At 73.5% G+C, this 21,266-nt stretch carries 18 protein-coding genes, 7 tRNA genes and 1 pseudogene; 13 read left to right on the top strand and 13 right to left on the bottom strand.

From position 1 onward, the window contains the following. Window positions 1–326 precede the first annotated feature (326 nt). Both ACIQCH_RS15245 and ACIQCH_RS15240 read left to right on the top strand, forming a co-directional pair. Window positions 327–2,525 (top strand): elongation factor G-like protein EF-G2, encoded by a 2,199-nt coding sequence (locus ACIQCH_RS15245; RefSeq protein WP_402581131.1) that lies wholly within the window; start codon window positions 327–329, stop codon window positions 2,523–2,525. A 189-nt stretch (window positions 2,526–2,714) separates the two neighbouring features. After that, window positions 2,715–4,391 carry a hypothetical protein gene (locus tag ACIQCH_RS15240; RefSeq protein ID WP_402581130.1) on the top strand — a complete coding sequence of 559 codons (1,677 nt, stop codon included), beginning with the start codon at window positions 2,715–2,717 and terminating at the stop codon, window positions 4,389–4,391. Window positions 4,392–4,484: 93 nt separating this feature from the next. On the opposite strand, the gene ACIQCH_RS15235 is transcribed toward ACIQCH_RS15240, so the two are convergent. The 4 genes from ACIQCH_RS15235 to ACIQCH_RS15220 form a co-directional block, all read right to left on the bottom strand. Continuing rightward, complete coding sequence (locus ACIQCH_RS15235) at window positions 4,485–5,045, bottom strand: HIT family protein (protein ID WP_402581129.1); 561 nt, start codon at window positions 5,043–5,045, stop codon at window positions 4,485–4,487. Window positions 5,046–5,174: 129 nt separating this feature from the next. Continuing rightward, window positions 5,175–7,151: a threonine--tRNA ligase gene (gene thrS, locus ACIQCH_RS15230; RefSeq protein WP_402581128.1), complete on the bottom strand. Its 1,977-nt coding sequence runs from the start codon at window positions 7,149–7,151 to the stop codon at window positions 5,175–5,177. A 136-nt stretch (window positions 7,152–7,287) separates the two neighbouring features. Continuing rightward, window positions 7,288–8,550, bottom strand: a complete 1,263-nt coding sequence (locus ACIQCH_RS15225) for a hypothetical protein (protein WP_402581127.1) — start codon at window positions 8,548–8,550, stop codon at window positions 7,288–7,290. Beyond that, the gene (locus tag ACIQCH_RS15220) at window positions 8,550–9,095 is read right to left on the bottom strand and encodes a DUF4365 domain-containing protein (protein WP_030192806.1); all 546 of its coding nucleotides are present in this window, start codon (window positions 9,093–9,095) and stop codon (window positions 8,550–8,552) included. The genes ACIQCH_RS15225 and ACIQCH_RS15220 overlap by 1 nt, the downstream gene beginning before the upstream one ends. A 241-nt stretch (window positions 9,096–9,336) precedes the next feature. On the opposite strand from ACIQCH_RS15220, the gene ACIQCH_RS15215 reads away from it, so the two are divergent. Beyond that, on the top strand, window positions 9,337–10,062 hold the full coding sequence (locus ACIQCH_RS15215) for a 3'-5' exonuclease (RefSeq protein ID WP_030192808.1): 726 nt from the start codon (window positions 9,337–9,339) through the stop codon (window positions 10,060–10,062). A 158-nt stretch (window positions 10,063–10,220) separates the two neighbouring features. Here ACIQCH_RS15215 and ACIQCH_RS15210 read toward each other — a convergent pair. Together ACIQCH_RS15210 and ACIQCH_RS15205 are read right to left on the bottom strand one after the other, a co-directional pair. Continuing rightward, window positions 10,221–10,292 (bottom strand) — tRNA-Val (locus ACIQCH_RS15210). Between the two features lie 39 nt (window positions 10,293–10,331). After that, complete coding sequence (locus tag ACIQCH_RS15205) at window positions 10,332–10,808, bottom strand: SRPBCC family protein (RefSeq protein ID WP_402581126.1); 477 nt, start codon at window positions 10,806–10,808, stop codon at window positions 10,332–10,334. A gap of 139 nt (window positions 10,809–10,947) precedes the next feature. Between ACIQCH_RS15205 and ACIQCH_RS15200 the strand changes: the two genes are divergently transcribed. Continuing rightward, window positions 10,948–13,557: an SCO7613 C-terminal domain-containing membrane protein gene (locus ACIQCH_RS15200; RefSeq protein ID WP_402581125.1), complete on the top strand. Its 2,610-nt coding sequence runs from the start codon at window positions 10,948–10,950 to the stop codon at window positions 13,555–13,557. A 181-nt stretch (window positions 13,558–13,738) separates the two neighbouring features. Here ACIQCH_RS15200 and ACIQCH_RS15195 read toward each other — a convergent pair. Further along, window positions 13,739–13,810 (bottom strand) — tRNA-Val (locus tag ACIQCH_RS15195). A 117-nt stretch (window positions 13,811–13,927) separates the two neighbouring features. Continuing rightward, the gene (locus ACIQCH_RS15190) at window positions 13,928–14,404 is read right to left on the bottom strand and encodes a TIGR02611 family protein (protein WP_402581124.1); all 477 of its coding nucleotides are present in this window, start codon (window positions 14,402–14,404) and stop codon (window positions 13,928–13,930) included. Window positions 14,405–14,581: 177 nt separating this feature from the next. Between ACIQCH_RS15190 and ACIQCH_RS15185 the strand changes: the two genes are divergently transcribed. Together ACIQCH_RS15185 and ACIQCH_RS15180 are read left to right on the top strand one after the other, a co-directional pair. Then, on the top strand, window positions 14,582–14,995 hold the full coding sequence (locus ACIQCH_RS15185) for an SsgA family sporulation/cell division regulator (protein ID WP_030192817.1): 414 nt from the start codon (window positions 14,582–14,584) through the stop codon (window positions 14,993–14,995). A 198-nt stretch (window positions 14,996–15,193) separates the two neighbouring features. Then, window positions 15,194–15,751 (top strand): CGNR zinc finger domain-containing protein, encoded by a 558-nt coding sequence (locus tag ACIQCH_RS15180; protein ID WP_402581123.1) that lies wholly within the window; start codon window positions 15,194–15,196, stop codon window positions 15,749–15,751. Between the two features lie 56 nt (window positions 15,752–15,807). Here the strand turns inward: ACIQCH_RS15180 and ACIQCH_RS15175 are convergent, their stop codons facing one another. Further along, the gene (locus ACIQCH_RS15175; protein ID WP_402581122.1) at window positions 15,808–15,984 is read right to left on the bottom strand and encodes a hypothetical protein; all 177 of its coding nucleotides are present in this window, start codon (window positions 15,982–15,984) and stop codon (window positions 15,808–15,810) included. Between the two features lie 110 nt (window positions 15,985–16,094). Continuing rightward, complete coding sequence (locus ACIQCH_RS15170; RefSeq protein WP_402581121.1) at window positions 16,095–16,541, bottom strand: hypothetical protein; 447 nt, start codon at window positions 16,539–16,541, stop codon at window positions 16,095–16,097. Window positions 16,542–16,712: 171 nt separating this feature from the next. On the opposite strand from ACIQCH_RS15170, the gene ACIQCH_RS15165 reads away from it, so the two are divergent. Then, window positions 16,713–17,240: a DsbA family protein gene (locus tag ACIQCH_RS15165; protein ID WP_402581120.1), complete on the top strand. Its 528-nt coding sequence runs from the start codon at window positions 16,713–16,715 to the stop codon at window positions 17,238–17,240. A gap of 38 nt (window positions 17,241–17,278) precedes the next feature. Further along, window positions 17,279–17,414 (top strand): annotated as a pseudogene (locus ACIQCH_RS15160) (IS5/IS1182 family transposase); the annotation flags it as partial. Between the two features lie 109 nt (window positions 17,415–17,523). Here the strand turns inward: ACIQCH_RS15160 and ACIQCH_RS15155 are convergent. From ACIQCH_RS15155 to ACIQCH_RS15145, 3 genes are all read right to left on the bottom strand, one after another. Then, entirely contained in the window at window positions 17,524–18,384 is an 861-nt protein-coding gene (locus tag ACIQCH_RS15155) for a GNAT family N-acetyltransferase (RefSeq protein ID WP_402581119.1), read from the bottom strand. A gap of 159 nt (window positions 18,385–18,543) precedes the next feature. Continuing rightward, window positions 18,544–19,368: an aminotransferase class IV gene (locus ACIQCH_RS15150; protein WP_402581118.1), complete on the bottom strand. Its 825-nt coding sequence runs from the start codon at window positions 19,366–19,368 to the stop codon at window positions 18,544–18,546. Continuing rightward, window positions 19,365–20,420 carry a chorismate-binding protein gene (locus ACIQCH_RS15145; RefSeq protein WP_402581117.1) on the bottom strand — a complete coding sequence of 352 codons (1,056 nt, stop codon included), beginning with the start codon at window positions 20,418–20,420 and terminating at the stop codon, window positions 19,365–19,367. Before ACIQCH_RS15145 ends, ACIQCH_RS15150 begins: the two co-directional genes overlap by 4 nt. Window positions 20,421–20,746: 326 nt before the next feature. On the opposite strand from ACIQCH_RS15145, the gene ACIQCH_RS15140 reads away from it, so the two are divergent. The 5 genes from ACIQCH_RS15140 (at window position 20,747) to ACIQCH_RS15120 (ending at window position 21,220) form a co-directional block, all read left to right on the top strand. Next, window positions 20,747–20,819: transfer RNA gene (locus ACIQCH_RS15140), tRNA-Gly, on the top strand. A 38-nt stretch (window positions 20,820–20,857) separates the two neighbouring features. Next, window positions 20,858–20,931: transfer RNA gene (locus tag ACIQCH_RS15135), tRNA-Cys, on the top strand. A 1-nt stretch (window position 20,932) separates the two neighbouring features. After that, a tRNA-Val gene (locus ACIQCH_RS15130) sits at window positions 20,933–21,004 on the top strand. Between the two features lie 21 nt (window positions 21,005–21,025). Next, window positions 21,026–21,097, top strand: a tRNA-Val gene (locus tag ACIQCH_RS15125). 48 nt (window positions 21,098–21,145) lie between these two features. Continuing rightward, window positions 21,146–21,220, top strand: a tRNA-Val gene (locus tag ACIQCH_RS15120). The last annotated feature ends 46 nt before the right edge of the window (window positions 21,221–21,266 follow it).

The following is a 21,266-nucleotide window of genomic DNA, read 5'->3' as shown; positions in this document are numbered from 1 at the left end:
CACGGCCACCGGCTGGCCCATCGTAGCCAGCGGCAACCGCCGCTCCGCCCATTGGTCCCCCATCCCGCCCGACCGCCCCCGCCCGCGGGGCCCACAGGTCCGTCCCGGCCCCTCCGCCCGCACCCGCGTCACCCACAGGGACGCCTCCCGGCCACCCGCCCGCCCGGCGACGGGTACGACGTATGGACGCACAGTGACGCGAGTGCAAAGCTCGAATAACCGCGGGCATCGCCGGAGCCACCGGTTCCCCCCTCCGACTCCCCCTGTCCGCACTCCACCCTCACCCTCCTCACCGTGCAAGGAACGAACAGGGAGGCACCGCAGCCATGGGCGACAAGGCGAACGCACAGCCCGGAGCCGCCGGCAGGGCACTGACGGCCGACCGGCCCGCCGACATCAGGAACGTGGTGCTGGTCGGCCACAGCGGAGCGGGCAAGACCACCCTGGTCGAGGCCCTCGCGCTCACCGCCGGGGCCGTCAACCGGGCCGGCCGGGTCGAGGACGGCGGCACCGTCTCGGACTACGACGACATCGAGCACCGCCAGCAGCGGTCCGTACAGCTCTCGCTCGTCCCCGTCGAATGGGGCGGCGTGAAGATCAACATCCTGGACACCCCGGGATACGCCGACTTCGTCGGAGAACTCAGGGCCGGTCTGCGGGCGGCGGACGCGGCCCTCTTCGTCGTCTCGGCCTCCGACGGCGTCGACGGCGCCACCCGCATGGTCTGGGAGGAGTGCGCCGCCGTCGGCATGCCCCGGGCCATCGTCGTCACCCATTTGGAGGCGTCCCGCGCCGACTACACCCAGATGGCCGAGCTCTGCGGCACGACCTTCGGCGGGGACGACCCGGACGCCGTCATCCCGCTCTACCTCCCGCTGTACGGCCCGCCCGGCGCCGACGGCCACGCCCCCGTCCACGGCCTGCTCGGGCTGCTCTCCCGGCGGGTGTACGACTACACCTCCGGCGAGCGCCGCGAGCGCGACCCCGAACCCGCCGAGCTCGACCTCATCGCCGACGCCCGCAACCGGCTCATCGAGGGGATCATCGCCGAGAGCGAGGACGAGGGCCTGATGGACCGCTACCTCGGCGGCGAGGACATCGACATCAAGACGCTGATCGACGACCTCGAGCGCGCCGTCGCCCGCGGGACCTTCCACCCCGTCCTCATGGCCGCCCCCGCCACCGACGGAGCCCGCCAGGGGCTGGGGACCGTGGAACTCCTCGAACTGGTCACGGGCGGCTTCCCCACCCCCGAGGAGCGCCCCGCCGTCGACGTGACCACCCCCGACGGCGCGGACCGCCCCGCCGTCACCTGCGACCCGGCCGGCCCCCTGGTCGCCGAGGTCGTCAAGACCTCCTCCGACCCCTACGTCGGCCGCGTCTCCCTCGTCCGCGTCTTCTCCGGCACCCTGCGCCCCGACGACACGGTGCACGTCTCCGGGCACGGCCTGGAGGACCGGGGCCACGAGGACCACGACGTCGACGAACGCGTCGGCGCCCTGTCGTCCCCCTTCGGCAAGAGCCAGCGGGTGCTGGGGCGCGCCATCGCCGGCGACCTCGCCTGCGTCGCCAAGCTCGGCCGCGCCGAGACCGGCGACACGCTGTCCGCGAAGGACCAGCCCCTGCTCATGCGGCCGTGGGACATGCCCGAGCCCCTGCTCCCGCTCGCCATCCGCGCCCACAGCAAGGCCGACGAGGACAAGCTCTCGCAGGGCCTCTCCCGCCTCGTCGCCGAGGACCCGACCATGCGGCTGGAGCAGAACCCGGACACCCACCAGGTGGTCCTCTGGTGCCTGGGCGAGGCCCACCAGGACGTGGCCCTCGAACGCCTGCGCAACCGGTACGGCGTCCAGGTCGACGCCATCGCGCACCGGGTCTCGCTCCGGGAGACCTTCGGCGCCCGAGCCACCGGCAAGGGCCGGCACGTCAAACAGTCCGGCGGCCACGGCCAGTACGCGATCTGCGAGATCGAGGTCGAGCCCCTGCCCCCGGGCAGCGGCATCGAGTTCGTCGACAAGGTCGTCGGCGGCGCCGTACCGCGCCAGTTCATCCCCTCCGTGGAGAAGGGCGTGCGGGCCCAGGCCGCCAAGGGGGTCACCGCCGGATACCCCCTGGTCGACGTGCGCATCACCCTCGTCGACGGCAAGGCCCACTCGGTCGACTCCTCCGACGCTGCCTTCCAGACGGCCGGCGCCCTCGCCCTGCGCGAGGCGGCCGCCGACACCCGCATCCACCTGCTGGAGCCCGTCGCCGAACTCTCGGTGATGATCCCCGACGAGTACGTCGGCCCGGTGATGAGCGACCTGTCCAGCCGGCGCGGCCGTGTCGTCGGCACCGAGCAGGCCGGCCCCGGGCGCACGCTCGTGCGCGCCGAGATCCCGGAGATCGAGATCGACCGGTACGCCGTGGACCTGCGCTCCGTCTCGCACGGCACCGGTCGGTTCAGCCGCTCGTACGCCCGGCACGAGCCGATGCCGCCGCAGGTGGCGGAACGGCTCCGGGCCGAGCAGGAAAAGGCCGATTAGCGCAGGCAGTTGGCCGAAACCAGGCGGGAAAGGGGGCTCACCCGCCCCGCGCCGCCCACCCAACTCGCGTGCGGTGGGCGGCATTTCCCCGTCACCCGACGGGGCGATGCGCGCGCCGGATAGGCTTCGTCACGAAGTGTGCAGGGTGGGGCTACGGGGAACAGGCCGCAAGGGAGCGGTCGCAGGCACATGAGGGTGGGGGCAGCGGTGGCGGACGAGAGTTTCGACTTCAGGCCCGGAGCACAGGTCCCGCTCCAGGGCGCCGGCGGCCAGACCGCGGCGACGAACGCGCTGGCCTCGGCGGCGTACCGGGACAGCCCCGTCGGCGACATCACCAAGGCGGACAACGACTGGCACAAGACCGAGGTGAAGAAGGGCAAGCTCTCGCTCTTCGAACCCAACCTCGGGGAAGCCTTCTGCACCGCTGTCGAAGCGCGCATGCTCGGCGGCAAGCGCAAGCCGCTCATCCAGTCCTTCGGCGCCGAACCGCAGAGCGTGGTCGAGCACTGCCTGGCCGCCTCCCGCATCCGCAAGGAGCGCGACCAGAAGCTCCGCCTGATCATGTTCCTGTGCGGGGTGGTGTTCCTGCCGGGCATGCTCCTGTGGATCGCCCTGTTCCAGCTGCGCAGGACCCTCGCGGGCCGCAAGGACGAAAAGAAGGCCACCTGGATCGGCACCGCCGTGCTCGTCGGCGTCGGCGTACTCGCCGCCGTCCTGATGTTCCGGCTGCCCTTCACCGGCTTCTGGGGCTACTACCTCCGGGGCATGATCATCGCGCCGGTGGTCGGCTGGACGCTGGCCAAGCGCCTCTGCGAGACCACCGCGCACGACCTGCGCGCCCGCTGGGACGGCCTGCTCTCCGGCGACGGCATCGGCGCCAAGATCCCGCACGCGGTCCCCCAGGACCCGGGCGAGAGCGCCGCCGAGGAGCTGCGCAAGCAGCTCGCCAAGCTCACCGCCGAGGACCGCAGCAACACCGTCTTCTACGCCGGCCCCAAGGGCATACTCGGCATGGGGACCCGCTGGGGCAGCTGGCAGATGGCGGAGGACCTCTCCTCCGCCACGCCCGGCGTCGAGATCCATCCGTTCCGCAGCTTCGACGTCGTCCGGGCCATCCAGAAGCAGCTCACGCAGCTCCACCGGGGCCCGTTGCACACCGGCGGCTTCCCTACCCCCTCGGTCAAGCACTGGATCGTCAGCCCGGTCGGCGAAGGCGCCAAGGAGGTGGCCCGCCCCTCCGGCGACGGCCCCGACAGCTTCCAGATCTCCTCCCAGGAGATCACGACGATCTGCAACGAGCAGCAGTTCGGCAGCGGCAACCGGCACTACCTCGGTGTGCAGTTCACCCTCTGGGACGGCCAGCTCGTCCTCACGATGCTGTGCACGGTCACGGTGCTCTACCAGACGCTCCGGGTGGAGGTCACCGGCCATGCCCTCGGCCCGGTCAACGGCCTGTTCACGTCCAAGTCGGCCCCCAAGACCAAGGAGCTGACCAAGACCTTCAAGCCGTGGGAGACGTACGAGGTGACGCTCCCCCTCGTCGACACCAACGAGGTCGTCCGGCTCGGCGTCCGGGCGCTGATCAGCTGGTACCCGCCGATCCTCACCTTCCTCGGCGGCAAGATCGTCCTGCCGGAGCCGTTCGGCGTCCGGCACGTGTGGGCCGACCAGCCCTGGCGCCACCGCTTCATGGCCGACGACGCGATGCGCGCCGCGACCCCGGTGCTGCGGGTGGTGCACTCCGCCGCGATGAAGGTGCTGGAGGAGAACGGCGTGGACACCGAGCGCTTCAGCAACCGCTCGATGGTCGTCAGCGGCCTGGTGCAGGACGTGTCGCCGCGCAAGGCGGACCTGTACGACGCGTAGCCGGGCCCGTGCGGACGGGCCGCGGCCGGTCCGCACACGCCACGAGGCCCCGACGGACGACCGTGGGGGCCTCGTGGCGTGCGGCGGCGGGGCTCAGTCGGTGGGCCAGGCGTCGGCCAGCATCGACCGCGTGTCGGCCAGCAGCTGCGGCAGCACCTTGGTGTGGCCGACCACCGGCATGAAGTTCGTGTCCCCGCCCCAGCGCGGCACGACGTGCTGGTGCAGGTGGGCCGCGATGCCGGCGCCCGCCGCGCTGCCCTGGTTCATGCCGATGTTGAAGCCGTGCGCGCCCGAGGCCTTGCGCAGCGCCACCATGGCCCGCTTGGTCAGATCGGCCAGTTCGGCCGTTTCGAGGCCGTCCAGCTCGGTGTAGTCGGCGACGTGCCGGTACGGGACGACCATCAGGTGCCCGCCGTTGTACGGGTAGAGGTTGAGCACCGCGTACACGTGCTTGCCGCGGGCCACGACGAGCCCGTCCTCGTCGGACATCTCCGGGATCCCGCAGAAGGGGCAGCCGTCGCCGGCCGCCGGGCCGGTGGGCTTGTTCTCGCCCTGGATGTACGCCATCCGATGGGGGGTCCACAGGCGCTGGAACGCGTCCTGCGTCCCCACGCCGTTCTGCTGCACCGGCTCACTCGTCATGCCATGCAGCATATGACCTGGGGCCGGGCCACGAGGAAGGCCCCCGGAAAGTGACTTCCGGGGGCCTTCACACGGTGTCTCGGACCTTCACCCGCCGGCCCGGGCCCTCACCGCGGCGGCTCGGACCTGCACCACGGCGGCTCAGACCTGCACGCGGTCCTCGACGACCTGGACCAGCTTGGCCAGGGCGTCGGCCTTCGGGACGCCGTTCTCCTGCGAACCGTCGCGGTAGCGGAAGGAGACGGTGCCCGCGGCCATGTCCTCGTCACCAACGATGATCATGAACGGGACCTTGAGCTTCTGGTGGTTGCGGATCTTCTTCTGCATGCGGTCGGAGGAGGCGTCCACCTCGACCCGCAGGCCCTTCTTCTTCGCCTCGGCGGCGAACTCCTGCAGGTACTCGACGTGCCCGTCGCCGATCGGGATGCCGACCGCCTGGACCGGCGCCAGCCACGGCGGCATGGCGCCCGCGTAGTGCTCCAGCAGCACCGCGAAGAACCGCTCGATCGAGCCGAACAGCGCCCGGTGGATCATGACGGGCCGCTGGCGCGAGCCGTCCGCCGCCGTGTACTCGAGGTCGAAGCGCTCCGGCAGGTTGAAGTCGAGCTGCACGGTCGACATCTGCCAGGTACGGCCGATGGCGTCGCGCGCCTGCACGGAGATCTTCGGGCCGTAGAAGGCCGCGCCGCCCGGGTCGGGGGTCAGCGGGAGGCCCTGCTTCTCGGCGACCTGCTGGAGGACCGCGGTGGCCTCCTCCCAGACCTCGTCCGAGCCGACGAACTTCTCCTCGTCCTTGGTGGACAGCTCCAGGTAGAAGTCGGTCAGACCGTAGTCGCGCAGCAGGTTCAGCACGAAGGTGAGGGTGCGGTCGAGCTCCTCGGCCATCTGCTCACGGGTGCAGTAGATGTGCGCGTCGTCCTGGGTGAAGCCCCGGGCGCGGGTCAGGCCGTGCACCACGCCCGACTTCTCGTACCGGTACACGGTGCCGAACTCGAACAGGCGCAGGGGCAGCTCACGGTAGGAGCGCCCGCGCGCGTCGAAGATCAGGTTGTGCATCGGGCAGTTCATGGGCTTGAGGTAGTAGTCCGTACCACCGTCGAGCTGCATGGGGGGGTACATGCCCTCCGCGTACCAGTCCAGGTGGCCGCTCTTCTCGAAGAGCTGGCCCTTGGTGGCGTGCGGGGAGTAGACGAACTCGTAGCCCTCTTCCTCGTGGCGCCTGCGGCTGTAGTCCTCCATGGTCCGGCGGATGATGCCGCCGCGCGGGTGGAAGACGGCGAGGCCGGAGCCGATCTCGTCCGGGATGGAGAAGAGGTCGAGCTCGTTGCCGAGCTTGCGGTGGTCGCGCTTCTCGGCCTCGGCGAGGAAGTCGAGGTGGGCCTTGAGCTCGTCCTTCGACGGCCACGCGGTGCCGTAGATGCGCTGGAGCATCGGGTTCTTCTCGCTGCCGCGCCAGTAGGCGGCGGCGTTGCGCATCAGCTTGAAGGCCGGGATGGCACGGGTGCTGGGCAGGTGGGGACCGCGGCAGAGGTCCTTCCAGCACAGCTCGCCGGTCTTCGCGTCGAGGTTGTCGTAGATGGTCAGCTCGCCGCCGCCCACCTCGACGTTCGCGCCGTCGTCGGAGCTCGCCGAGCCCTTGATGCCGATGAGCTCCAGCTTGTACGGCTCGTCCGCGAGCTCCTCGCGGGCCGCCTCGTCGGTGACCACGCGGCGGGAGAACTTCTGGCCCCGCTTCTGGATCTCCTGCATCTTCTTCTCGATGGCCTTGAGGTCATCGGGGGTGAAGGGCTTGGCGACGTCGAAGTCGTAGTAGAAGCCGTCCCGGACCGGCGGGCCGATGCCCAGCTTCGCCTCGGGGAAGATCTCCTGCACGGCCTGCGCCATGACGTGCGCGGTCGAGTGGCGCAGGATGTTCAGGCCGTCCTCGGAGGAGATCTCCACCGGCTCGACGGTCTCGCCGTCCAGGACCACGTACTCGAGGTCCTTCAGCTCGCCCGCCACGCGCGCGGCGATCACGGTGCGCTCGCCGGAGAAGAGGTCCGCCGCCGTAGTGCCCGTCGTCACCACGCGCTCTTCCCGCTCGGAATCGCGTTGGATGATCACACGGACGTCTGACACCGGTCTCTCCTGACTCAGGGGAATGCGCGAGCGGTCACTGCGCGCGCCTGAATCGTACCGAGCGGATGGGGTGGCCCGCGAAACGGTTACGCCTCATCCGGCGGACGCGGCGGAACGCCTCCCTCCGCTCGGCCGGTCAGTCCGCGCTGCCGCCGCAGACCTCCCCGAAGAAGTCGAAGCCCGTCTCGCTCTCCTGGAGCGACTTCATGAGCCGGTCCCGCTCCACCTCGTCCAGCGGTACGGGCGTCACGTCCGCCGCGTCACTGAGCCGCCGGAAGCCGCCGCGCCGCTGGAGCCGTCCGGTGAGCCGGATCGGCAGGCCGACCAGGTGCGCGTGCCCGGCGACCTGGTACGCCGCCTCGTCGAGGACGGTCCGTACGTACGGCACCTCCGCCCCGGCCAGCACCTTCAGCCGTACGGTGCCGCCGCCGCGCGCGGCGGACCGGCGCATCCGCACGACCGCCCCCGCGATCCGCACCGGTACGGCCGGCTCGTCGCGGGTGTAGCGCTCGGCGGCCTCGCGGAGCAGGGGCAGGTCGCCGGGCGAGAACTCGACGGGCTCGGGTCGGGCGGCGCAGCCGGCCGGGGTACCCGCCGCGGGCGCCCAGGCGAGCCCGATGCGGGCCCCCTCGGCCCCCGTGACCAGGGCGATCAGCCCGTCGGCCAGCTCCCGGCTGACCCCGGCGGCGACGGCCGAGTCGAAGGCCTCCATGCCTCCGGTCGCGCGCCGGTAGTCGATGGCCTCGCGGGTGGCGTGCAGGGCGTGGTGGAGGCGGATGACCGCGCCGCGGCCGCCGTCGACGGGGACGAAGGCGGTGAGCCGGCGCCCGCCGGGGGCGGGGCCGACCAGGACGTCGGTCAGCGCCCGCTCGGCCTGGGTGCGGTGCCGGGCGCCGTGGTAGCCGGCCCGGGCCCGGTCGGCGAGGGCGCCGGCGAGCAGCAGTTGGTGGGCGGCGGAGCGCAGCCGTTCCTGCGCGGCCCAGGACGAGTCGGCGTGGAGGGCGTCGGTGGCGGGCCCCTCGGGGGCCTCGCGCCACCAGCGGACCTCGTCGCTGGGCACGGTCAGGCCGTAGAGCACCTCGCGGGCCGAGGCGAGCGGGCTGCGGGAGAGGGCGGTGAGCGCCTCGCCGAGCAGGTCCTCGCTGTCGGGGAAGCCGGCCGTCTCGGGGACGAGCAGGCTGGTGCCGGCGTGGCCGGCGCCGGGGCCGACGCCGGGCGGCGGGGTCCAGCGGGCGTACCGGCCGGGTGCGCCGCCGCGCCGCTGCCAGCCGTGCCGGTGCAGGAGGGCGCCGAGGACGGCGGGGTCGACCTCGGCGGGTGCGGGCCGGACCGGCTGCCCCGGGTCGGGCGGGAGCTCGGCGCGGTGCGGGAGGCGGGGTCCGTACGCGTACCGTTCCATCAAGGTCTCCCTCCGACCCCGACCCGGGTCATGATCTCGCACAGCGCGCGGTCGTCGAAGATCCGCGAGGTGGGGATGCGGACGGTGGTCCGGGTGCGGCCGGTCACGGCGTGTCCGGCCAGGTTGGTCCAGTAGCAGCAGTGGCGCAGGTCCAGGGCGTCGTGGCCGGCTCTGAGCCAGTCCTCCTGGCGGCGCGGGACGAGCATCACGACGAGGATCTTGTGCACGGCCACGGGGGTGCGGGCGAGCTTGACCAGGTGGTCGTTGTCGAGGGTGAAGGCGAAGCTGGGCCCCGGCGGGCGGGGCGCCACCTGGTAGGTGGCCTTGAGCTGCACCTTGATGGTCACCTCGTCGTCGACGGTGTGGCCCGGCGAGCCGTGGCTGACGTGCCAGTCCACGCCGTTGTCCGGGAACGGCTGGGACAGCGAGCAGCCGGCGGCCGCTGCGACGGCGTGCAGGTATCCCACCTGGAGCGTCTCCATGCAGGCGGTGGTGGCGAGATTGCCCCGCAGCGGCTCGGTCCGCTCGGGCTGTACGAGCGCCATGGCTCCCCAGGCCTTCCGGGTGTGGCTGCCGATTGCCGATCGGTCCGGTGACGGACTCCCGGTCCGATGCCGGATCCCATGACGACCGCTCAGTTGTACGGTCCCCCAGTGGTGTTGTCTCCGCGTCGGCCGGGGCGCAAACGGCGTAGTGGCGGACGGGTCCGGGTATCACGGTCTCGGGGGCAGGGGTGGCCGGATCGAGGCGCGCGCCATCTGCCCATCGGGGACGAGGAGTTCGGACATGACGCGCTGGTTTGAGGGGCCACTGGCCGCTTTCGACACCGAGACGACCGGGGTGGATGTCGAGGAGGACCGGATCGTGTCCGCCGCCCTGGTCGTGCAGGAGTGCGCCGGCGGGCGGGTGCGCGCCACCCGCTGGTTGGTGAATCCGGGGATCCCGGTGCCGCGGGAGGCCACGGAGGTGCACGGTCTGACGGACGAACACCTGCAGCACAACGGGCGGTGGCCCGCGCCGGTGGTGGAGGAGATAGCCCGGGCGCTCGGCGAGCAGTCGGCGGCGGGCCGGCCGCTGGTGGTGATGAACGCGCCGTTCGACCTGACGCTGCTGGACCGGGAGTTGCGCCGGCACCGGGCGTCATCGCTGGCGAGGTACCTGGACAACCGGCCGCTGACGGTGCTGGACCCCCGGGTGCTGGACAAGCACCTGGACCGCTACCGCAAGGGGCGCCGGACGCTGACCGACCTGTGCGCGCACTACGGGATAGCGCTGGAGGGCGCGCACGACGCGGCCGCGGACGCGGTGGCCTCGCTGGAGGTCGTCCGGGCGGTGGGCCGGCGGTTCGCGGGCCGGCTGGAGCGGTTGAGCCCGGCGGAGCTGCACGCGCTGCAGGCGGTGTGGCACGCGGCACAGGCGCGCGGGCTGCAGGCGTGGTTCGCGCGCAACGGGTCGGAGGAGGCGGTGGATCCGCACTGGCCGCTGCGCCCGGAGGTGCCGGCGGCGGCGTGACGGACGTACGGGAGACCTCGGGGGCGCGTCGGTCACGGGGGCGGCCGGAGGCCTCGGGGCGGGTGGAGGCTTCGGTGGAGGCCTCGGGGACGGGTGCCCGCGCAGGCCCCGGAAACGAGTTGAGGCCGGTCCGTCATCGACGGACCGACCTCTCCCGGTGGGCGATACTGGGATCGAACCAGTGACCCCTTCGGTGTGAACGAAGTGCTCTCCCGCTGAGCTAATCGCCCGGGAACGCACTGAACAATACAGGTGCGGAGGGGGTGGGTTCAAACCGCCCCCGACTCGGCCGTCAGGAGCCGGACCAGACCGCGCCGTCCGGCCCGCATCATCAGGGCGTGGTTGAGGAGGAAGACCGGCCGCCCGGGGACCGCGAGGCGCCGCATCAGCGGTTTGCGGACGACGACCTCCTGCTCGTACAGGGCGCGGGTGCGGCCGGGCGACGAGGCGCTCAGCGTCCACCGGGCCCAGCCGTCGAGGTCGCCCCGCATCTCGATCTCCAGGACCCCTGCGCCCGGGTCGCTGCGGCGCTCGGCGGCCGTGACGACGAGCTCGTACGGGAGGACGGAGCGGAAGCGGGCGGTACCGGCGCGGCCGTCGGGGTCGTCCGGGTCGCGGGGGGCGACGCTGCGGATCTGGGGCCACCACTGCGGGTACCGCTCGGCCTCGGCGAGGACGGCGAAGACGCGCTCGGGGGGTGCGGGGAGGTCCCACACGCTGCGGAAGCGGTAGCGGCTCCAGTCCATGGGATGAGTGTGCGCGCGAACGGCACCCGCCATGCACGGCGGGACGGGTGCGCGGCCGCGGACTACTCACCGCGGATCCGGGGCGATCTGAGTATCCGCACCCATGTCCTCGGTGCGTGACCGGCGCCACACTCCGGGCATGGAGAGAATTCCGCCGCCCGCCGAGGAGCTGGCCCTGATCGATCAGGAGCTGGTCCGACTCGACGCGCGCCGTGCGCAGTTGCTGGCCCGCCGGGCCTGGCTGGTCAGTGTGCTGCACCAGGCCGTGGCCCCGCAGCAGCCCTTCCCGACGTGGTCGCCGCGACCGGGCGCCGCCGCCGGCCCTGCCGGTGCGGCGGGTGTGCCCGGCGCGGCCGGCGCGGCCAGGGAGGTCTCCGGGCCGAGTGCGCAGAACGTGCTGCTGGCGCTGGGCGCGGTGCTGCTCGCGGTGGCCGCCTTCGCGTTCACGGTGGTCAGCTGGGGCTCCATGGGGATCGGTGGCCGGGCCGCCGTGCTCGGTGCCGTGACGGCGGCCGCGCTGGCCGCGCCGGTCGTGCTGCTGCGCCGCGGGCTGCGTTCGACGGCCGAGTCGGTGGCCGCGCTGGGCATGGCGCTGACGGTGCTGGACGCGTACGCGCTCTACGCGGTGGCCCTGCCGGACACGGACGGCACCGCGTACGCGGCGGGGTCGGCCGGGGTGCTCTCGGTCCTGTGGGCCGGCTACGGCTCGGTCCTGCGCGGGCTGCGGCTGCCGCTGCCGGCGGCGGTGCTCACGGCGCAGCTCCCGCTGCCGCTGGCGGCGATCGCCGCGGGCGCCGCGCCCCTCGGGGTGGCGTGGGCGTTGCTGGGCACGGCGGTTCTGGACGCGGTCGCCGCGCTCCGGGCCCCGGGCCGCCCGGCCCGCGTCCTGGCGGCGGCCTGCGGCGTCGCGGTGGGCGGCTGGGCCCTCTTCGCCGGGCTGGTCTTCTCGGCCTCGGCCGCCGCCCCGGCTTCCGCGGTCGCCCCGGGCGCCCTCCTTCTGGCGGGTGCCGCGCTGGCCCTGGCCGCGGCGTTCCGCGCGATCCCGCGCCCGGCCGGATCCGGAGCGGCCGACGCGGTGGCGGGAAGGGGTGCGTTCGGCGCGCCGGGAGGCGAGGGCCCGACGGGCCTTGCGGCGCCGGGCGTCCCGGGCGTCCCGGGCGTCCCGGGCGTCCCGGGCGTCCCGGCGGGGAACGGTGCCGAGGCCGGCCGGGTGCAGGGGGCGGCCGCGCTCGCGGTGGTCGCCGGGCTCGCGGCCGTGGCGGCCCTGGGCGGCGTGGTGCGGGCCGCACTGCCGGAGGGCTGGGTGGCGGTGGCCTACCTGTTGTGCGCCGTACCGCTCCTCGGGCTCGGCGGGCTCGTGCGGTCGACCGCGCCGGTGCCGGTCCTGCCGGCCCCGGTGCGCCGGGGCCTGGCCGGGGCCGGTGCGGGGGTGGCGGCGCTGGCCGGGGTGTCCGCGCTGCCCGCGGTGCTCGTGGCACTGCTGTCGCCCGTCGAGGTGCTGGGCGGGATCTGGGAGGGCCGGGTGCCCTCGGCGACGGGGGCGGGCTGGACCGCGCCGACCGCGGCCGCGGTGGTGCTGTTCGCGGTGGCGGGGCTGGCGGCGCGCCTGTTCCGGGTGTCGGGTCGGTCGGAGGCGGCCACCGCTGCCGTGGCGCTGGGCTGGGCCGGGCTGTTCCTCCTCCCCGGCGTCGGGGCGCTGCCGCACCCGGTGGTGCTGGCCTGGCACGTGCTCCTGACCGTGGCGGCCACGGGGCTCGCGCTGCGGGCCCCCGGGGCCCGGGCGGCGGTCCCGGCGGCGGCGTGCGCCCTGGCGGGCGCGCTGAGCGTGTCGCTGCTGGCGCTGGCCGGGCGGCCGGGGACGTTCGCGGTGCTGGGCGCCCTGGCGGTGCTGTTCACCGCGGCGGCGTTCGACGCCCGGGGCCCGCGGTGGGCGGTGCGGACCGCCGCGGGGCTGTCGGTCGGCTGGGCGGTCGCCCTGGCGCTGGCCGTGGCGCGGGCGCTGGACCTCGAGCCGCTGTCCCGGGCGCTGCTGGTGCTGGCCGTGTCCGCGGTGGTGGCGCTGGTGGCGGCCCGTCCGGTGGCGCGCGCCCCGCGTCCGGCGCGGGTGCCCTTCGAGGCGGCGGGCGCGGGGGCGGCGGCGCTGGCCGTGTGCCTGGTGCTGCCCGACCTGCCGGCGCTGGCCCTGGTGCTGGGGCTGTGCGGGGTACTGGCGGCGGGCACCGCGGTACGCCCGGACCGGCGACCGGTCGGCTACGCGGCCGCGGTGCTGTTCGTCCTGGCGGCCTGGGTGCGGCTGGCCGCCTCGGGGGTGACCGTCCCGGAGGCGTACACGCTGCCGGTCACCGTCCCGGCCCTCGTGGTGGGCCTGCTGCGGCGGCGCCGCGACCCGGAGGCCTCGTCCTGGACGGCGTACGGGCCGGGTCTGGCGGCGACGCTGGTGCCGAGCCTGGTGGCCGCCTGGAGCGACCCGCACTGGCCGCGTCCGCTCCTGCTCGGCCTGGGCGCGCTGGCGGTGACCCTGGCCGGGGCCCGGCGCCGGCTCGGTGCCCCGTTGGTGCTGGGCGGTGGCGTCCTGGTGCTCGACGCGCTGCACGAGCTGGCCCCGTACGTGGTCCAGGTCGTGGACGCCCTGCCGCGCTGGCTCCCGCCGGCCCTCGCGGGCGCCCTCCTGCTGGTGGTCGGGGCGACGTACGAGAAGCGCCTGCGCGACGCCCGCCGCCTCCGCGGGGCCCTGTCCCGCATGCGCTGAGGCACGCCCCGCCTGGGGCCGGGGGCACAGTCGGCACGCGCCGCTCCCCCGGCCCGGCCGCTGGCCCCGTCCCGTCCGACAGGCGGGGCGGGGCCGGGGGCGGGTGGCGGAGGTCGCCGACAGGGCCGTAAAACGCAGCCGGCCCCGGAGACTCGTCGAGTCTCCGGGGCCGGCTTCCGGGTGGGCGATACTGGGTTCGAACCAGTGACCTCTTCGGTGTGAACGAAGCGCTCTCCCACTGAGCTAATCGCCCGGGCGCACCGCAAACATTACCCCATGTCAGGGGGTACTCAGGACCACGGACGGCCCAGCGGCACCCGCCGGCCGCCGGGCGGCGGCGCGAGCGGGTCGCCGGCGGTGCGCAGGCCGGTCACTCGCCGATCTTCCACGGCATCACGAAGCCGAACTTCCACAGGTAGATCCCGAGCAGGGTGCCGGCGATCACCAGGCCGATGGTGGTCAGGATGATGTTGCGCCGCCGGACCTTCGGGTCGAGGGCCTTCTGGGCCGCCTCGGTGACCTTGCGCTTGGTCCAGCGGAGCACGAGCTGGGCCCAGACGAACTCGGTGGCCCAGATCGCCATGCCCGCGAAGATCACCAGCCAGCCGGGGCCGGGCAGCGGCAGCATGACCACGCCCAGGGCCACGACGGCGAGGCCGACGACGAAGACGCCGACCTGCCAGCTCACGTGCAGGCTCCGGCTCCGCTTGATGAAGGCGGGCGCACGAGAGCCGAGCGGCGCCTCCTCGTCCGGGCCGTTCTCGGATCCTCCGGCGGGCCCCGCCGCGTCGTGCCGCTCTCCGGCCGGGCTCGCCGCGTCGTCCCGGTGGTTACTCCCCGTATTCATGGGAGCCAACCTACCGGAGGTCCCAGCACACGTGAACGGCTTGTGGGATCCGCCGTAAGAGGTACCTGAACGACCGCAAAACGGTCAGAGGGGTTTACAACGGCACCGTAGGTGGCATGTCGATTTCGCCGACGTGCGAATCCCCGAGCGCACACTGAGCGAAAGGCCCTGGCGCTTATGAACACCACGGTCAGCTGCGAGCTGCACCTGCGCCTCGTTGTGTCGAGCGAGTCCTCACTGCCTGTCCCCGCGGGCCTGCGGTACGAGACGGCCGACCCCTACGCCGTGCACGCCACTTTCCACACCGGCGCCGAGGAAACGGTCGAGTGGGTGTTCGCCCGCGACCTCCTCGCCGAGGGGCTGCACCGGCCCACCGGTACCGGCGACGTCCGCGTCTGGCCGTCCCGGAGCCACGGTCAGGGCGTCGTATGCATCGCCCTGAGCTCACCGGAGGGAGAAGCTCTGCTGGAGGCCCCCGCGAGGGCCCTGGAGTCGTTCCTGAAGCGGACCGACGCGGCCGTGCCACCCGGCACCGAGCATCGCCACTTCGACCTCGACCAGGAGCTCTCCCACATCCTGGCGGAAAGCTGAGCCAGGGCGGGAGCCGCTGCGCACCGTCCGACTCGGGGCGACGGTGCGAGCCGGACAACCACATACGCAGTGCGGGCGCAGTTCTCGCGGGAGCCACCCGCGCGGACTGCGCCCGTGCGCTTTTTGGGGAAGCCGCTAAAGTTCGGCCACATCGGCGGGCACCGGCCCGCCCGCAGTGGTCCCCAGGGAGCGAGAACCATGCAGATCCCCCACGACACGCGTCGCGCGCTCGACGTCGTCGTCGATCTCGTGAACACCGCCCCCGAGCCGGGTGGGCCCGACGGGCTCATGGACGTCGGGGCGCTGCGCGTCTTCGTGCAGCAGCACGAGATCAGCGACGTCGGCGAGCTCGGCGCCCGCGACCTGGCGGGGGTACGGGCGGTGCGGGGACGCTTCGCGCAGATCTTCTCCGCCACCACGACCCGTGAGGCCGCCGGCGTGGTGAACGACCTGGTCGCCGCGGCGGGCACCACCCCGCGACTGACCGATCACGACGGCTACGACTGGCACGTGCACTACTTCGCGCCGGGCGCGTCCGTGGGCGACCACATCGCTGCGGACTGCGGGATGGCGCTGAGCTTCATCCTGGTGTCCGGCGAGCGCGAGCGACTGCGCCGCTGCGAGGCCCCGGACTGTCGGCGGGCCTTCGTCGACCTGTCCCGCAACCGCTCGCGCCGCTACTGCGACAGCCGCACCTGCGGCAACCGCCTCCACGTGGCCGCCTACCGCGCCCGCCGCAAGGAAGCCGCCGAGTAAGCCGCCGTCCCCGCGGCCCCCGACACGGGCAGGGGTCGCACTCCCGCCCGCCCGGGCTACAGCAGGAACAGGTCGTGGGTGGCCGCCAGCAAGAGCAGCGTGCCGATGACCGTGAGGAAGATCATCAGGGGCGGCTGCGACAGGGCGAAGAGGCAGCCGCGCTGCGGGTCCTCTTCGGACGTGGCGGGCGCGGGCGCAGTGGTGGCGGGCTCGCCCCGCGACGTGTCGAGCATCTCGGGGCGAATGATGGCGCACCGGACCCGACGACGGCGATCAACACGCCCGTAGGGTGCGGGAGTTGATCACCCTCTGCCAGAACGCGTCCGATTCATGGCGGATCTCCTCATATCCCGTGCTTCTTCAAGATCGCTTCGATGTCGGAGAAGTCCTCCTCCGGCGCCCCGGCCGGCCGGGCCGTGGCCGGGGCGGACCGGCCCGCGCCGAGCGACGGGGCCGCGGGCGTCGACGCGCCGGGCGCGACCGACCCCCGGTCGGCACCCGCGGCCGCGGCCCTCCGGTCCTTGCGGGAGCCCCCGCCCCGGCGCTCGACCGCGCGGGTGGTCATGAGGAGCACCCAGGCCAGGGCCAGCAAGCCGAAGCCGATCCACACCGAGGGCTTGAAGACGATCCCGGTGAGCCAGGCGACGACCCCCGTGAGCACGAGGCCGATCGGCACCAGCGAGTACGCCGCGATGCGCGTGGCGGCGAGGAAGCGCTTGCGGTAGGCGGTCAGCGCGGCGATGCCCAGGCCCGCCGCGGACGCCGCGGAACAGATGGTCTCGGCGAGCATGCGGTCCTCCAGCTTGGTGTGTGCGCCGTCCCGCGATCGGTCCGGTGGTCCGGTTCCTTCCATCCTGCATCGTCCATGTCCACCGCGGCCACGGCCGAAGCCGTCGGGGGCCGGATCTCCGGGAGATCTCGGGGTTCCTCCCCTCCGTGAGGCGTCTGGAAGACTGGGCGCATGAGCGAAACCCAGCCTTCCGGCGCCACCGAGCCCGTCGTCCTCGACGTGTGGTGCGAACTCCAGTGCCCCGACTGCCACGCCGCGCTGGAGGACGTGCGCGCCCTGCGGGCCCGGTACGGGGACCGGATGGACATCCGGCTGCGGCACTTCCCGCTGGAGAAGCACAAGCACGCGTTCGCCGCGGCACAGGCGGCCGAGGAGGCCCTCGAGCAGGGTCAGGGCTGGCCGTACATCGAGGCCGTGCTGGCCCGCACCGCGGAACTGGACCGGCGCGGCGAGGCGGTCCTGCTGGACACGGCGAAGGAACTCGGCCTGGACGCGGACGAGTTCGACACCGCCCTCGTCGACGGCCGGCACATCCTGATCGTGGACGCCGACCAGGCCGAGGGCAAGGCCATCGGCGTCACGGGCACGCCGACCTACGTGATCGGCGGCGAGCGCCTCGACGGCGGCAAGAGCCAGGAGGGCCTGCGGGCCCGCATCGAGGAGATCGCCGACCGCCTGCTGGCCGCCGACGCCGGCTAAGCGCGTGTCTCTGTGATGGGTTGGTCGGTTGATCGGATGTGTCTGTCCGATGGGTAGCCACTGAGTGATGTGGGACCGGATCGCGCCGTTGATGCGGCCGATCCGGTCCGTGGGCGACGGTGGGCTGACCATCGTCGGACCCTTGACAGCATCGCCCGGAAGTACCGCATCTGCAGGACGTCGAGCGGTGCACCGACCGTGTGAACCAATGGCGTGGTGTGGCGATGCGCACCGACAAGCTCGCCACGCCCTACCGGGGAGACAGCCTCCAGGTCCGCCGCCGTCAGATCAGGGGTTTGCCGAAGGTGAACTGCACCGTGCGGTACCCCAGGGAGCGGTACAGGCCCAGCGCCGGGGCGTTGTCGGCGAACACCTGCAGGCCCAGCAGCCGCGAGCGGGCCCCCGCCGCGGCGCGTTCGGCGAGCAGCATCAGGGTGCGGCCGTGGCCCCGGCCGCGGTGCTCCTCGGCCACCTCCACGTCGAAGACGTAGGAGGTCACGCCGCCTGGGAGGGCGGAGTCGCCGCGCGGCAGGGCGGGCCCCGCCGCGGTCCACACGTGCCCGACCGGCTCCCCGCCCTGCTCCAGCACGGTGAAGGTCGTACCGGGCGTCTCCAGGCCCCGCGGCAGGTTCCGCGCGTGGTCGGCGCGGGACTTCGCCTCCGCGGCGGCGGCGGGCAGTCCCCGCTCCGCCCACGTGCACGCGTACGCCGTGACCGCGCGGGCGAGCCACGCGTCGTACTCCCCCGCCGTCATGGGGCGGCCGACCGCGCCGCGGGGCAGCGCGGGGGGCCGTGCGCCGATCTTCTTGGCCATGTTCCGGCTGGCCTCGGTGTAGCCCAGGGCGGTCGCCATCCGCAGCGCCTCGACCGCCTCGGCCGGTACCGCGACCTGGATCCGCCGGCAGCCCCAGCCGCGCAGCACCTCCTCGGCGGCGAGCGCGGCCACCGTGCCGCGACCGCGGCGCCGGTCCGGCCGGTCGATCCACAGACCGCGGATCACGCCCACGGACGGGCCGAACGGGGTGTCGGCGGCGAGTTCGACCGTCCCGACGACGCGGCTGTTCACACGGACCTCGTACGGGCGCGACCGCGCTCCGTCCCCGGTCTCCTGGAGCGGCCCGGCCGGCCGCAGGGTCGTGGTCATCACAGGTGTTCTACCCGCCGGACCCCCCGTCCGTCACCTTTCCGCCCGGACCCCCGGACGCCACCCCGCCGCGCCACCAACCTGCGGTGCTTTCAAGGGCGTTGGCGCACGGGGCCCCGTCCGCGGAAGACCTGGCCGGTGCCGGGGCCGGCGCCGCGGCTACTTCGGGTCCCAGTCCTCCGCCGCGCGGGCGTCGAAGGTCCGCATCGCCTCGGCCGTGACCGGCCCGGGGGCGCCCGGCAGGTCGCGGGAGTCGACGCGGTGGACGGCCTGGACGTCGCGCAGCGTCGAGGTCAGGAAGACCTCGTCGGCGCTCTCCAGCACCTCCAGGGGCAGGTCGGTCTCCTTCGCGCCGCTCCAGTCGACGACCAGCGCGCGGGTGATCCCGGCGAGGCAGCCCGAGGGCACCGGCGGGGTGTGCAGCTCCCCGTCGAGCACGACGAAGACGTTGGACCCGGTGCCTTCGCAGAGCTGTCCGACCGTGTTGGCGAACAGGGCCTCCGAGGCGCCGGCGGCGGTCGCCCGGGCGAGGGCGACGACGTTCTCGGCGTAGGAGGTGGTCTTCAGGCCGGCCAGGGCGCCGCGCTCGTTGCGCACCCAGGGGACGGTGACGACGGCCGTGCTGTCGGGCCGGCGGGTGGTGGCCCCGAGCGCGACCACCAGCGTGGGGCCGGCGTCGCCCCGGTCGGAGCCGAGCGGCGAGAGGCCGCCGGTGTACGTGATCCGCATCCGGCCCAGCGGCATCGGGTTCGCCTCCAGGACGGCGGTGCAGGCGCGCCGGACCTCGTCGAGGTCGGGGTCGGGCAGGCCCAGGCCGCGCGCCGACCGGGCCAGCCGGTCCAGGTGGCGGGTGAGCGCGAAGAGCCGCCCGTCCGCCGCCTTGATGGTCTCGAAGACGCCGTCGCCCACCGTCAGCCCGTGGTCGAACACCGACACCCGTGCGTCGTCCGCGTCCCGCAGCTCTCCGTCGAGCCAGATCCTCACCGTACGGTTCCTCCCGTCGCCTCGTGCGTGCCCGACGCTACCGCGAGCAGTCGGGCGGCCTTCAGCTCGGTCTCGGCCCATTCGCGCTCGGGGTCGGAACCCCAGGTGATGCCGGCGCCGGTGCCGAAGCGCAGCCTGGGGCCCGCCGGGGCTTCCCGGTCGATCCAGAAGGTGCGGATGCCGACGGCCAGCTCGCCGGTGCCGCGGTCGGCGTCGACCCAGCCGATGCCGCCGCAGTACGGGCCCCGGGGCGCCGTCTCCAGGGCCTCGATGATCCGCAGGGCGGAGGACTTGGGGGCGCCGGTGACGGAACCGGGCGGGAACGTGGCGGCGAGCAGCTCGGGCCAGCCGGCGCCGTCGGCGAGCTCGCCGCGCACGGTGGAGACGAGGTGGACCAGGCCGGGGTGCTCCTCCACCGCGCACAGCTCGGGGACGGTCACGGAGCCGGTGGCGCAGACGCGACCGAGGTCGTTGCGGACCAGGTCGACGATCATCACGTTCTCGGCGTGGTCCTTGGGGAGCAGGTCCGCGGCGGTGCGGCCGGTGCCCTTGATGGGGCCGGACTCGACGGTGCGGCCGGTGCGGCGCAGGAACAGCTCGGGCGAGGCGGTGGCGATCTCGACGCCGTGCGCCGAAAGCCGAATCGTTCCTGCGTACGGTGCGGGGTTGCCCCGGGCCAGCAGCGCGGTCAGGGCGTCCACGTCGGCGGCGGGGTCCGGCAGCGGCGCGGACATCACCCGGCAGAGGTTGGCCTGGTAGACCTCGCCGCGGGCGATGTGCTCGCGTATGCGCCGTACGCCCGAGACGTACGCCTCCCGGTCGAGGGAGGAGGTCCACGCGTCGGTGGCGGGGCCGTGCCAGCCGCCCGCCACGGGGGCGGGGACCGGGTCGGGACGGACGTCCCCGAAGCGCGCGCACACCAGGCGGCCCTCGAAGTCCGCCGCCACGGCCCAGAAGCCGGTGGAGTCGAGCGCGGACGGATCGCTGGTCACGTCGCGCAGGTCGGTTGCGAGGAGGCCGCCGAAGCGGGCGAGGGGAGGGAGGTACTGCACGGCTGTGAGTGTAGGACGGGTGGCGGGGGGCCGCCGGTGGGACGGCGGGGCCCGGCTCCGGCACGGGGGCGGGGGCGGGGCGGCGTCGGGGGCGCTGAGCTGGACCGGGGGGCGGCACGCACGGCCGCGGGGAGGCTGTCGGAGGGCCACAGGAAGGCCATCGGAAGCCCGCCGGGGGCTGGTCCCCGGTGGACCGTGCGGTGCGGCCGGTGAAGCAACCGCAGCACGCTGCGCAAACGCGTTTTTGAGCTGGCCCGGGAATCCGCTAGAGTTCAACACGTCGCCGGGGAGCGAAGGAAAAAACCCGGAAGCAACACCGGCGACCTGCGGACGTGGCTCAGTTGGTAGAGCATCACCTTGCCAAGGTGAGGGTCGCGAGTTCGAATCTCGTCGTCCGCTCGAATGTGGGGGATCTTCCCGACCCCCTGCAGGCTCCTGGTGGAGTGGCCGAGAGGCGAGGCAACGGCCTGCAAAGCCGTCTACACGGGTTCAAATCCCGTCTCCACCTCCAAGGACGATTAGCTCAGCGGGAGAGCGCTTCCCTGACACGGAAGAGGTCACTGGTTCAATCCCAGTATCGTCCACTGGATCCTCACGGATCACCCGCGCGATTAGCTCAGCGGGAGAGCGCTTCCCTGACACGGAAGAGGTCACTGGTTCAATCCCAGTATCGCGCACGCAATACCGCCCGACCTGCGGCTTCGCATCATGCGAAGAAGGTCCCCGCGCGATTAGCTCAGCGGGAGAGCGCTTCCCTGACACGGAAGAGGTCACTGGTTCAATCCCAGTATCGCGCACCATCCGGAAGCCCCGGCCGACCCGATCGGCCGGGGCTTCTGCGTTGCT

It is taken from the genome of Streptomyces sp. NPDC093225, assembly GCF_044753805.1.
Classification (GTDB): Bacteria; Actinomycetota; Actinomycetes; order Streptomycetales; family Streptomycetaceae; genus Streptomyces.
Note: the sequence above shows the minus strand (reverse complement) of the source record. Positions and strands in the feature narration are given on the sequence as shown.

Excerpts from the sequence above, each read along its gene's own strand:
- ACIQCH_RS15245 (WP_402581131.1), top strand. The coding sequence starts at position 327 with ATGGGCGACAAGGCGAACGCACAGCCCGGAGCCGCCGGCAGGGCACTG.
- ACIQCH_RS15240 (WP_402581130.1), top strand. The coding sequence starts at position 2,715 with ATGAGGGTGGGGGCAGCGGTGGCGGACGAGAGTTTCGACTTCAGGCCC.
- ACIQCH_RS15235 (WP_402581129.1), bottom strand. The coding sequence starts at position 5,045 with ATGCTGCATGGCATGACGAGTGAGCCGGTGCAGCAGAACGGCGTGGGG.
- ACIQCH_RS15225 (WP_402581127.1), bottom strand. The coding sequence starts at position 8,550 with ATGGAACGGTACGCGTACGGACCCCGCCTCCCGCACCGCGCCGAGCTC.
- ACIQCH_RS15220 (WP_030192806.1), bottom strand. The coding sequence starts at position 9,095 with ATGGCGCTCGTACAGCCCGAGCGGACCGAGCCGCTGCGGGGCAATCTC.
- ACIQCH_RS15215 (WP_030192808.1), top strand. The coding sequence starts at position 9,337 with ATGACGCGCTGGTTTGAGGGGCCACTGGCCGCTTTCGACACCGAGACG.
- ACIQCH_RS15205 (WP_402581126.1), bottom strand. The coding sequence starts at position 10,808 with ATGGACTGGAGCCGCTACCGCTTCCGCAGCGTGTGGGACCTCCCCGCA.
- ACIQCH_RS15200 (WP_402581125.1), top strand. The coding sequence starts at position 10,948 with ATGGAGAGAATTCCGCCGCCCGCCGAGGAGCTGGCCCTGATCGATCAG.
- ACIQCH_RS15190 (WP_402581124.1), bottom strand. The coding sequence starts at position 14,404 with ATGAATACGGGGAGTAACCACCGGGACGACGCGGCGAGCCCGGCCGGA.
- ACIQCH_RS15185 (WP_030192817.1), top strand. The coding sequence starts at position 14,582 with ATGAACACCACGGTCAGCTGCGAGCTGCACCTGCGCCTCGTTGTGTCG.
- ACIQCH_RS15180 (WP_402581123.1), top strand. The coding sequence starts at position 15,194 with ATGCAGATCCCCCACGACACGCGTCGCGCGCTCGACGTCGTCGTCGAT.
- ACIQCH_RS15175 (WP_402581122.1), bottom strand. The coding sequence starts at position 15,984 with ATGCTCGACACGTCGCGGGGCGAGCCCGCCACCACTGCGCCCGCGCCC.
- ACIQCH_RS15170 (WP_402581121.1), bottom strand. The coding sequence starts at position 16,541 with ATGCTCGCCGAGACCATCTGTTCCGCGGCGTCCGCGGCGGGCCTGGGC.
- ACIQCH_RS15165 (WP_402581120.1), top strand. The coding sequence starts at position 16,713 with ATGAGCGAAACCCAGCCTTCCGGCGCCACCGAGCCCGTCGTCCTCGAC.
- ACIQCH_RS15155 (WP_402581119.1), bottom strand. The coding sequence starts at position 18,384 with ATGACCACGACCCTGCGGCCGGCCGGGCCGCTCCAGGAGACCGGGGAC.